9 protein-coding genes are annotated in these 10,771 nt (G+C 74.4%); 6 read left to right on the top strand and 3 right to left on the bottom strand.

Annotation, left to right across the window (positions count from 1 at the left end):
• From JZ5iCDA_RS12200 to JZ5iCDA_RS12180, 5 genes are all read left to right on the top strand, one after another.
• Positions 1-1,015, top strand: a 1,015-nt coding sequence (locus JZ5iCDA_RS12200; protein ID WP_171905372.1) for a PH domain-containing protein, incomplete at its 5' end; no start/stop codon positions are given.
• Positions 1,012-1,923, top strand: a complete 912-nt coding sequence (locus tag JZ5iCDA_RS12195; protein WP_083259965.1) for a DUF2520 domain-containing protein — start codon at positions 1,012-1,014, stop codon at positions 1,921-1,923. The genes JZ5iCDA_RS12200 and JZ5iCDA_RS12195, both read left to right, overlap by 4 nt.
• Before the next feature lie 54 nt (positions 1,924-1,977).
• On the top strand, positions 1,978-2,856 hold the full coding sequence (locus tag JZ5iCDA_RS12190; protein WP_083259964.1) for a 2,3-bisphosphoglycerate-dependent phosphoglycerate mutase: 879 nt from the start codon (positions 1,978-1,980) through the stop codon (positions 2,854-2,856).
• A 125-nt stretch (positions 2,857-2,981) separates the two neighbouring features.
• Positions 2,982-5,222, top strand: coding sequence for a SpoIIE family protein phosphatase (locus JZ5iCDA_RS12185; RefSeq protein ID WP_069387420.1), 2,241 nt, complete (start codon positions 2,982-2,984; stop codon positions 5,220-5,222).
• Between the two features lie 62 nt (positions 5,223-5,284).
• Complete coding sequence (locus JZ5iCDA_RS12180) at positions 5,285-6,397, top strand: sigma-70 family RNA polymerase sigma factor (RefSeq protein ID WP_083259963.1); 1,113 nt, start codon at positions 5,285-5,287, stop codon at positions 6,395-6,397.
• A 24-nt stretch (positions 6,398-6,421) separates the two neighbouring features.
• Here JZ5iCDA_RS12180 and JZ5iCDA_RS12175 read toward each other — a convergent pair whose 3' ends face one another.
• Both JZ5iCDA_RS12175 and JZ5iCDA_RS12170 read right to left on the bottom strand, forming a co-directional pair.
• Positions 6,422-8,311, bottom strand: a complete 1,890-nt coding sequence (locus JZ5iCDA_RS12175) for an alkyl/aryl-sulfatase (RefSeq protein WP_069387419.1) — start codon at positions 8,309-8,311, stop codon at positions 6,422-6,424.
• 30 nt (positions 8,312-8,341) lie between these two features.
• Positions 8,342-8,749 (bottom strand): DUF7144 family membrane protein, encoded by a 408-nt coding sequence (locus JZ5iCDA_RS12170; protein ID WP_069387418.1) that lies wholly within the window; start codon positions 8,747-8,749, stop codon positions 8,342-8,344.
• Between the two features lie 137 nt (positions 8,750-8,886).
• Between JZ5iCDA_RS12170 and JZ5iCDA_RS12165 the strand changes: the two genes are divergently transcribed.
• Positions 8,887-10,158 (top strand): AI-2E family transporter, encoded by a 1,272-nt coding sequence (locus JZ5iCDA_RS12165; protein WP_069387417.1) that lies wholly within the window; start codon positions 8,887-8,889, stop codon positions 10,156-10,158.
• Between the two features lie 22 nt (positions 10,159-10,180).
• On the opposite strand, the gene JZ5iCDA_RS12160 is transcribed toward JZ5iCDA_RS12165, so the two are convergent.
• Entirely contained in the window at positions 10,181-10,678 is a 498-nt protein-coding gene (locus JZ5iCDA_RS12160; protein WP_069387416.1) for a DUF1269 domain-containing protein, read from the bottom strand.
• Positions 10,679-10,771: the final 93 nt, after the last annotated feature.

Here is a 10,771-nt window from a genome sequence, read left to right as displayed (position 1 = left end):
CGGGGCAGCCGCAGCGGCTGCGGCCGGCGAGACGGTCGACGCCGCGGCGGCTCCCGGGACGGACGAGGCGGTGGCGCCCGCCCCGCTCGAGGCGCCCGAGCAGCCGGTGACCGCCGTCCAGCCGGGCCGGCTGGTGGCGTCGCTCGTGCGGTCGGGCTCGACGATGGGCCTCGTGCTCGGCGTCCTCGGGATCGTGGGCGTCGTGGTCGGCACGCGCGAGATCGGCATCCTGTTCAGCGCGCTGCCCGCCGTGCTGGGCTTCGGCGGCTACCTCTTCCAGCGGTTCACGGGCGAGTTCGGGTTCCGCTCGGCCATCTCGCCGGACGGCATCCGCCTGCGGCACGGCCTGCTCGAGACGCGCTCCCAGACGATCCCGCCGGGTCGCGTGCAGGCGGTGCGCCTGCGGCAGGGGCCGTTCTGGCGCGGGCCGGACTGGTGGCGCGTCGACGTCAACGTCGCCGGGTACGGGATCAGCACCGACGGCACCGACACCAAGAGCGTCCTGCTCCCCGTCGGGACGCGCGACGAGGCGCTCGCCGCCCTGTGGCTCGTCCTGCCGGACCTCGGCACGCGCGACCCGCGCGCCCTCCTCGACGAGGGGCTGTCGGGCCTCGACGCGGGCGAGCACTTCGTCGTGAGCCCGCGCCGCGCGCGGCTCCTCGACCCGGTCTCGTGGCGCCGCAACGGCTTCAGCGTCACGGAGCGCGCGCTCGTGCTGCGCTCGGGCCGCGTGTTCCGCAGCCTCGTCGTCGTGCCGCACGAGCGCACGCAGTCGCTCGGCCTCGAGCAGGGCCCGCTGCAGCGCCGGTTCGACGTCGCGACCTTCACCGTGCACTCCACGCCCGGTCCGATCTCGCCGAAGGCGTGGCACCTCGACGCGCACGACGCCGCACGCCTGCTCGACACGCAGGCCGTGCGGGCGCGCGAGGCGCGGGCGCACCAGGGTCCCGAGCTGTGGATGCGCCGGGACGAGGTGCCCCTCGACGACGCCCGCACCGAGGAGGCGACGGCGTGACCGCGGCGAGCGGCGGCTCCCGCCCCGGGCGTCTCGGCGTCGGCGTCGTGGGCGCCGGCCGCGTCGGCGCGGTCCTCGGCAGCGCGCTGCGCGCGACCGGCCACGCGGTCGTCGGTGCGAGCGGCATCTCGGAGGCGTCGCGCGAGCGCATCGAGACGCTCCTGCCGGGCGTGCCCGTGCTCGAGGTCCCGGACGTCGTCGAGCGCGCCGAGCTCGCGCTCCTGGCCGTGCCCGACGACGCGCTGCCCGGCCTCGTGCGGGGCCTCGCCGACGTGGGCGCGTGGCAGCCGGGGCAGATCGTCGTGCACACGTCGGGCCGGTACGGCGCCGGCGTGCTCGACCCCGCGCGCGCCGCGGGCGCGATCCCGCTCGCCATCCACCCCGCGATGACGTTCACCGGCACGTCGCTCGACCTGTCGCGGCTCGAGGGCACGACGTTCGCCGTCACCGGCCCGGCGCCGGTGCTCCCCATCGGCCAGGCGCTCGTCGTCGAGGTCGGCGGCGAGCCCGTCGTCGTCGCGGAGGAGTCGCGCGGGCTCTACCACGCGGCCCTCGCCCACGGCGCGAACCACCTCGTCGTGCTCGTGGCCCAGGCCGCGCAGGCGCTCGAGGAGGCCGAGGACATGGGTGCTGCGCCGCTCGCGGAGGCCGTCCGCTCGCTCGCCCGGCGCGCCCGGCTCGACCTGCCCGGCGTGCGCCGCTCGACGACCGCCGTCCTCACCGAGCGCGAGGAGGAGGTGCTGCAGCTCGTCGCGCAGGGGCTGACGAACCGGCAGATCGGCGAGCGCCTGTACATCTCCGCCAAGACGGTGAGCGTCCACGTGTCCAACGTGCTCGCCAAGCTCGGCGCATCCGGCCGCGCGGAGGCCGTGTCGCTGGCGCACCAGCGCGGGCTGCTGGAGGTCTGAGCCGCTGGAGGTCCTGGAAGGGCCAGCGATCGCACCCGTGGTTACGCTGACCGCGTGCCCGACGACGATGCCGCCGCCGCCCGTCCCGCCGCTGCCGCACGGGGCGCCGCGAGCGGGCCCGGGATCCTCGTCCTGCTCCGGCACGGGCAGAGCACGTACAACGCCGAGGACCGGTTCACGGGGCTGCTCGACGTGCCTCTCTCGGAACGCGGCGTCGACGAGGCGCGACGCGCGGGCGACCTCCTCGCGCACGCCCTGGTGCGGCACCCGGAGCTCACTCCGCGACGCGTGATCACGTCACCGCTGGTGCGCGCCTCGGCGACGGCCGCGATCGTCGCCGAGGCGCTCCCCGGCCCGCCGCCCGTCGAGGTCGCGTGGCGGCTCGTCGAGCGCCACTACGGCGCGTTCACGGACACGCCGCGCGCCGTCGTGCGCAGCGAGCACGGCGAGGAGGCGTTCTGGCGCTACCGCCGCTCGTACGCGCACCGGCCACCGCCGCTGGCCCCGGACGCGCCCGCCCGTGCGGACGTCGACGCCGTGCTCGCCCGCCTCCCCGACGACGCCCGTGCGGCGCTCCGCCCGGACACCGAGTCGCTCGCCGACGTCGTCGACCGGCTCCGGCCGTTCTGGGACGGCGTGCGCGCGGCGCTCCTGCGCGGCGAGACGCTGCTCGTCGTCGGGCACGGCAACTCCCTGCGCGCCCTGTCCGTCCTCGTCGACGGCCTCGCCCCGGAGGAGGTGCGCGACCTCGACGTGCCCACCGGCCACCCGCTCGTGCGGCGGTTCCTGCTCGAGCAGGCCCGGCCCGGCCGCGGGACCGACGAGGACGCCGGCGGCACGCGGCTCGTCCCGCTCGTGCGCGGCGGGACGTACCTCGACGCCGACGGGGCCGAGCACGCCATCGCCGACCTGCGGGCCCGCGGCGGTACCTGAGCGCCGACCGGACCGCCACCCCGATGCACCAAACAGTGCATGAAACGGGCACGATTCACCCGACAAGTCATCAGCAAACGGGCTTCGGGATGCCGTCCAGGCCCAGGACCTGCAGATAATGGACCATGACCGAGGCGCAGGCAATCCGCGAGCTCGTCGACGCGGGCCTCGCCACGCCGTCGGCGGACGAGTCGTTCGACCGCTTCGCGCGCCTCGTGCAGCGGCAGCTCGACGTCCCCGCGGCGCTCGTCACGCTCGTCCTGGACGACCAGCAGCTGCTCCCCGGGGCGGCCGGTCTCCCCTCGCCCTACCAGGCCCTGCGCAGCACCCCGCTGTCGCACTCGTTCTGCCGGTACGTCGTCGAGGGCGGCGAGCCGCTCGTCGTCGCCGACGCGCGCGAGGTGCCGCGCCTCGCGGACAACGAGGGGATCGACGAGCTCGACATCGTCGCGTACGCGGGCTTCCCGATCCGCGACCCGCAGGGGCGTGCGGTGGGGGCGCTCGCGGCGGTGGACGCCCGGCCGCGGGCGTGGGTCGACGCCGAGCTCGCGACGCTCGAGGACCTCGCGGCGGCGTGCACGGCGGAGCTCGGGCTGCGCCTCGCCCACGAGCGCGCGCTCGCCCTGGAGCGCGTCGCGCGGACGGCGACCCGGCGCACGCGCCTGCTGCTGGAGCTGTCCGAGGCGTTCGCCGTGGCGCAGTCGGTGGACGACGTCGCGGAGCAGCTCGCCGCCATCGTCGGGACCATCGGCGCCCGGTACGCAGGGCTCGCGCTGCTCGACCCGGCGGGCACGCGCCTGACGTACACGAGCCTGGACCACCTGGAGCCCGGGCTCCCCCGCACGTTCCGCCGCATCCGGGTCGAGGAGGAGCGGGGTGCCGCGGCCGCCGCGCGGTCCGACACGCCGCTGTTCTTCCGGGACCACGCGGCCTACGCGCAGGCGTTCCCGGAGGCCGCCGGGCTCATCGGCGACGACGGCGTCGAGGCCCGGTCCTTCCTGCCCGTGGCGTCGGCCGCGCGCATGCTGGGCGTCGTCGCGCTCGCGTGGGACCGCCCGGTCGACTTCGACGACGAGGCCCGCCAGCTGCAGATGACCCTCGCGTCGTACGTGGCGCACGCGCTCGACCGGGTGCGGCTGCTCGAGGAGCGGCACCGGGCCGCGACGACGCTGCAGGCGGCGATGCTCTCGGAGCTCCCGGTCGTGCGGCACGCCGAGCTCGCCGCGACGTACGCGTCCGCCCGCCGCACCGACCAGGTCGGCGGCGACTGGTACGACACGGTCGTCCTCGACGACGACGCGTTCGTCCTCATGATCGGCGACGTCACGGGCCACGACATGGGTGCCGCCGCGCAGATGGGCCAGCTCCGGTCGATGCTGCGCACGTTCGCGTGGTGCCAGGACGAGCCGCCCGCCGTCCTCCTGCGCCTGCTCGACCGCGCGAACCGCGGGCTCGCGCTGCACGCGAGCGCGACGGCGCTCGTCGCCCGGCTCGACCGGACCCGGGACGGGTTCGAGCTGACGTGGTCGAACGCCGGGCACCCGGCCCCGCTCGTGCTGCGCGCCGACGGCACGGTCGACACCCTCGACACTGCGGCCGACCTCATGCTCGGCGTGATGCCCGGCGTCGCCCGCCACGACCACCGCACGCGCCTGCACCCGGGCGACACCCTCCTGCTCTACACGGACGGGCTGGTCGAACGGCGCGGCACGTCGTACGGGGAACGACTCTCCGCACTGCGCGCGGCGCTGGCCGAGCAGGCCGGCACCGCGACGAACGGGCTGCCCGACGCGCTCGTGCGGAGCCTCATCGGCGGCGGCCAGCGGGACGACGTCGCGGTCCTGGCCCTGCGCGTGCGGCACACCGTGTCGCGCGCGCCCCGGCCCGGCCGTCCGGCGGTCGCCCGGCGCACGGTCCCGCACACCTCGGCGGCGATCGGCCCGGCGCGGCGCTGGGTCGACGACGTGCTGGAGAGCTGCGACATCGACCCCGCGGTCCGCCGGGTCGCGATGCTGCTCACGAGCGAGCTGCTGAGCAACGCGGTGCAGCACGCCGCCGGGCCGGTGGACGTCGACGTGGAGGTCGGCCACCGGACGCTGCGCGTGGGCGCGCGGGACGGGTCCACCACGCTCCCGCGCATGCGCTCCCCCGAGCCGCACGAGCCCGGGGGACGCGGGGTGCAGCTCCTCGAGCGCTGCTCGGCGCGGTGGGGCGTCGACCTGCACGACGGCGCGGTCCATGCCGCCTGGGACGGGGAGCCCGGCGCCGTCGCGCTCGACGGCGAGCAGCCCCGCGCGGGCAAGACGGTCTGGTTCGAGCTCGCGGTCGCCGAGCCGGCCCTGGGCACTGTCAGGACCCGGCGGTAGCGTGTGGTCTGGGCCACACGAGGCCCGGACGTCCCCACCGCTCCCCCGGAGAGGCAACCGCCATGACCGACGTCGTCCTTCCTGTCGACCGCCCCGTGGACGCTCCCTCCACGCCCTCGAGCACGGCCCCCGCGGCGACGCTCCCCGGGCGCGACGAGCTCGACCTGGTCCTCGACGGCTACCGCCGTGAGCTGACGGGCTACTGCTACCGGATGCTCGGCTCGGCGTTCGAGGCGGACGACGCGGTGCAGGAGACCCTGCTGCGCGCGTGGCGCTCCTACGACCGCTTCGAGGGCCGTTCGTCCCTGCGCTCGTGGCTGTACCGGATCGCGACGAACGTCTGCTTCGACGCCCTGGGGAACCGCAAGCGCCGAGAGCGTCCGATGGGCCTGGGCGGCCCGCAGCCGGCCGAGGTCGAGAACCTCGGGCAGGTGCTGCCCGAGGAGACGTGGGTCGAGCCCGTCCCCGACGACCGCGTGCTCCCGCACGACGGCGACCCGGCGCAGGTCGCGGTGGGGCGCGAGAGCATCCGGCTCGCGTTCGTCGCGGCGCTGCAGTACCTCCCGCCGAAGCAGCGGGCCGTGCTCCTGCTGCGGGAGGTGCTGCGCTGGCAGGCGACCGAGGTGGCCGAGCTGCTCGAGACGTCGGTCGCGTCCGTGAACAGCGCGCTGCAGCGCGCCCGCGCGACCATGGCGGCCCGCGCGCACTGGGACAGCTCCGGGGTCGACGGCGACGCGGCCCGGGACGGCGACGGCGACGCACCCGGTGCCGGGGCGGGCGTCAGCACCCAGCAGCTCGGCGACGAGGAGAAGCTGCTGCTCGAGCGCTACCTCGACGCGTTCGAGCGGTACGACATGGACGCGCTCGTCGCGATCCTGCACGCGGACGCGACGCTGTCGATGCCGCCGTACCCGCTGTGGATGCGCGGCACGGACGACATCGTCCGCTGGATGGTCGGCCCGGGGTGGGAGTGCGAGGGCTCGCGCCTGATCCCGGTCGCCGTGAACGGCACGTTCGGCTTCGGCCAGTACCGGCGCGCCGAGGGCGGCGGCTACGAGCCGTGGGCGCTGCAGGTGATCGAGCACGACGGCGGTCGCGTCGTCGCGATCAACGCGTTCCTCGACACGGCGGCCTGGTTTCCGCTCTTCGGCCTGCCGCCCCGCCTCGACGACTGAGAGGTCCCGGGCTCGCGCGAGGGGTCAGGGCGTGACGATCGCGAAGTCGGGGTCGCCGGGGTCGAGCACCGCGCCGAGCCGCGCGAGCACCGCGGCGTCGCCGGAGACCTCGATCCCGGCCTCGGCGAGCCGGTCCGTCGTCAGACCGCCGAGCGCGAGCGCGGGCAGCGCGCGGCGCGTCGTCGTGAGCGTCGCGTCGGGGTCCTCGCGCTGGGGCGCCGCGCTGTGCGTCAGGACACCGTTCGCGAGGCGGAGCCGGTAGCGCTCGCCCGTGTCCGTGAGCACGACGTCGACCGCGATCCGCTCGTCCCAGGCGCGCGGTCCGTCGACCCGCACGGCGAGGGCGTCGAACAGCATCGCGGGCGTGAGCTGCCCGACCATGTCGGGCGAGCCCGTCTGCGTCGGGGTGCCGAACGCCCCGTCGCGCAGCTCCGTCGCGCCGGACAGGTAGAAGTTGCGCCAGGTCCCGTTCTCGGCGCCGTAGCCGAGCTGCTCGTACGTGTCGGCGAGCAGCTCGCGCGCCTCGGCGTGACCGGGCTCGGCGAAGACCACGTGGTTGACGATCTCCGCGACCCAGCGGTAGTCACCCGACTCGAACGCCGAGCGCGCCTTCTCCACGACCGCGTCCGCCCCGCCGCCGAGCTCGACGTAGCGCCTCGCCCGCTCCACCGGGGTGTGCTCCCACAGGTGCGCCGGGTTGCCGTCGAACCAGCCGAGGTAGCGCTGGTAGATCGCCTTCACGTCGTGGCTCACCGAGCCGTAGTAGCCGCGCGCGTGCCAGGCGCCCTCCAGCGCGGGGGGCAGCTCCATCTCCTCGGCGATCTCCGGGCCTGTCAGTCCCTTGTTGAGCATCCGCAGGGTCTGGTCGTGCAGGTACGCGTAGAGGTCGCGCTGCAGCGCCAGGTACTCCACGACGCGCTCGTTGCCCCACGTCGGCCAGTGGTGCGAGGCGAAGACCACCTCGACGTCGGCGCCCCAGAGATCGACCGTCTCGGTGAGGTACCGGGCCCAGACGTTGGGGTTGCGCACCAGGGCGCCGCGCAGCGTCAGGAGGTTGTGCAGGGTGTGCGTCGCGTCCTCCGCGGCGCACAACGCCTTGTGGTCGGGGAAGTAGAACAGCATCTCCGACGGCGCCTCGGTCCCCGGGGCCATCTGGAAGACCATCCGCACGCCGTCGACGACCTCCTCCTGGCCCGTCGTGGTGATCTCGAGCGTGGGCGGGATCAGCGTGACGGTCCCGGTGGACGTCGTCTGCCCCAGGCCCGCCCCGACCTGGCCCTGCGGACCGCGCGCGAGCGCCGCGCCGTACATGTACCCGGCGCGGCGTGACATCGCCGTGCCGGCGTACACGTTCTCCGCGACCGCGTGCTCGACGAAGCCCGCCGGCGCGAGCACGGGGACGCGTCCGGCGTCGACGTCCTCCTGGGTCGTGACGCCCTTGACCCCGCCGAAGTGGTCGACGTGGGAGTGCGTGTAGACCACTCCCGTGACCGGGCGGTCGCCACGGTGCTCCCGGTACAGCGCGAGCGCCGCCGCGGCGGTCTCCGTCGAGATCAGCGGGTCGATGACGACCACGCCCTCGGTGCCCTCGACGAACGTGACGTTCGACAGGTCGAGCCCGCGCACCTGGTAGATGCCCGCGACGACCTCGTAGAGGCCCTGCTGCACGACGAGCTGCGACTGCCGCCACAGGCTCGGGTTGACCGTGTCGGGCGCGTCGCCGTCCAGGAAGTCGTACGAGTCGCCGTCCCACACGCCGCGGCCGTCCTGCGCCGTGACGGCGCCCCGCCCGCGCCGTGCGACCAGACCGCGGGCCGCGTCGTCGACGTCCTGGGTGTCGTGGAACGGCAGACGCTCGCGCAGCTCCTTCTGCTGCCGGGCGATGACGGGGCTGGCGGGCTTGGACGTCGACATGCGGCCTCCTGGAGTCCTGGTCCGGTCCGGCTAACGGGCTGCCCGCTCCGCCTCGTCCCCGTGGACGACGAGCGCCCACAGCACGAACACGTCGAGCAGGATCGTGATGATCGACCACCAGGGCGTCACCTGGAGCGTCGTGAACTGGGCGACCGCGTTGAGCACGACGAGGACGATCGCGACCATGCGCGCCCACCCTCGGCCGGACAGCAGCGCGAAGCCGGTGAGGACCAGCAGGATCCCGATGACCAGGTGGATCCAGCCCCACGCCGAGACGTCGAGGACGACGACGCCCGCCTCGGTGACGCCCACGAGGCTGTCCGGCGAGAAGACCGCGACGAGACCGCTGATGGCGTTGAAGAAGCCGATGGTCACGAGCACGATGCCCGCGAACCAGATCCAGCCGACCCAACCTGTGACCTGCGACGAACGAACCATGACGTCCCTCCTCGGGGACTGAGCGGACGATCGGACCTCGGGTCACGTCGATGGTGGCACCACGGGCGACGGACGGCATCCGCGAGCGACGGCACGCCACCACCGGGAGGACCGGCGGGCGCACTACGTTTCTCCTCATGACCACGCACGATGCGCCCGGCGAGACCCAGCACCGTCCGCCGGACCCGTGGGCGGGCGTGCCGGACGACGGCACCCGACCCATCCAGCACGACTCCCGCCGGCCGCCGCGGTGGCTGCCGCGCGCGCTGGCGCTCGCCGTCGTCACGGTCTTCGTCGGCATCTTCGCCTGGTACGCGCTCGGCGCGCTGCAGGGCCTCGGCGTGAACCTGCTCATCGCGTTCTTCGTCGCGCTCGCGCTCGAGCCGATCGTCGTGTGGCTCGTGCGGCACGGCTGGCGCCGCGGGGTCGCCGCGGCGGTCGCGCTCCTCGGCTCGCTGCTCGTCATCGTGGGCGTGCTCGCGCTGTTCGGGAACCTGTTCGTGCAGCAGCTCGTCCAGCTCGTGGAGAACGTGCCCGCGCTCTACGCGAGCGCCCGGGACTGGGTCCAGCAGCGCTTCGACGTCCAGGTCCCGGACTCGGACGACCTCCTGCGCCAGGCCGCGAACGAGTTCGGCCAGGACGTCGCGTCCGGGGCCCTCCTCGTCGGCTCGACGATCCTCGGCGGGGTGTTCGCCACCCTGACGATCCTGCTCGTGACCTACTACCTCCTCGCCGCCGGGCCGCGGTTCCGCGCGGCGGTCTGCCGGTGGCTGACGCCGAACCGCCAGGCCGAGGTGCTGCGGCTGTGGGAGATCACGCAGGTCAAGGTGTCCGACTTCATCAACTCGCGCATCGTCCTCGCGGCGCTGTCGAGCGTCTTCACCTTCGTCTTCCTGCTCATCCTGCAGACGCCGTACGCGCTGCCGCTGTCCGTCTTCGTCGGCGTCGTCTCGCAGTTCGTCCCGACGATCGGCACGTACATCGGCGGTGCGCTGCCCGTCGTCGTCGCGCTCACGTCGCAGGGCGCGCCGCAGGCGCTCGGCGTGCTGGCGTTCATCATCGGCTACCAGCAGCTCGAGAACCTCTACCTCTCCCCCAAGGTGTCCGCCCGTGCGCTCGAGATGAACCCTGCGGTGAGCTTCGTCGTCGTCATCGGGTTCGGTGCGGTGTTCGGCCCGCTCGGCGCGTTCCTGTCGCTGCCGATCGCGGCGACGATCCAGGCGGTCGCCAACACCTACCTCCAGCGCCACGAGCTGGTCGAGTCCCACATGCTGCACGACCCCGGCGAGGAGGGCGGTCGGCCCGGCGCGCGCGACCCGCGCACGTCGGACCGGCGGCGTGCCAACCTCCAGGCCACCGAGGACGCCGCGCGCGAGGTCGACGAGCGGCGCGCTGACGGGCTCGAGTAGGCCCCGCGCGACGGGCGGCCGGTCAGACGTCCTCCTGGAACGCCTCCCGGAGCTGGGACTCCTCCTCCGCGGAGAGATTCGTCTGGATGAGCTCGCCGTGGATGCCCTGCGCCTGCAGCTGCTCGTGCACCCGGTCCAGCACCGCGTCGGACGTCATGACGAACAGCGCCGACGTGCCGGGCGTGACCTTGCTGCGCACGGAGTCGATGAAGTCGTCGTCGATGCCGACGTCGGTCAGGGAGCCCGCGAGCGCGCCCGTCGCGGCGCCGATGGCCGCGCCGAGCAGCGGCACGAAGAAGATGAGGCCGAACAGCAGGCCCCAGAACGTGCCACCGAGGGCGCCGACGGCGGCCGTGGGGTTGGCCTGGCGGGTCCTCGGCTTCTTCTTGCCCTCCTCCCAGGACACGGTCGCCGCGTCCTGGACCTGGATGAGCTCTTGCTTCTGCAGGGCGAGCAGGGCGTCCTCCGCCCGCTGAGCGCCGTCGGGGGTGTCGAACTTCCACACGGTCAGCGTTGCCACGTCAAACCCTCTTCCGTCGTCCTCGCGTCGTACCGGTCGATGGTGCGCAGTGCTCCCCCGCGCCGTCGCGGGCGGTTCGACGGTAGTGCGGGC

Origin of the sequence: Cellulosimicrobium cellulans, assembly GCF_001722485.1 — a bacterium.
In the GTDB taxonomy this organism is placed as follows: domain Bacteria; phylum Actinomycetota; class Actinomycetes; order Actinomycetales; family Cellulomonadaceae; genus Cellulosimicrobium; species Cellulosimicrobium cellulans_A.
The sequence above is the reverse complement of the archived record's forward strand: the minus strand, read 5'-3'. Positions and strand labels throughout refer to the sequence as shown.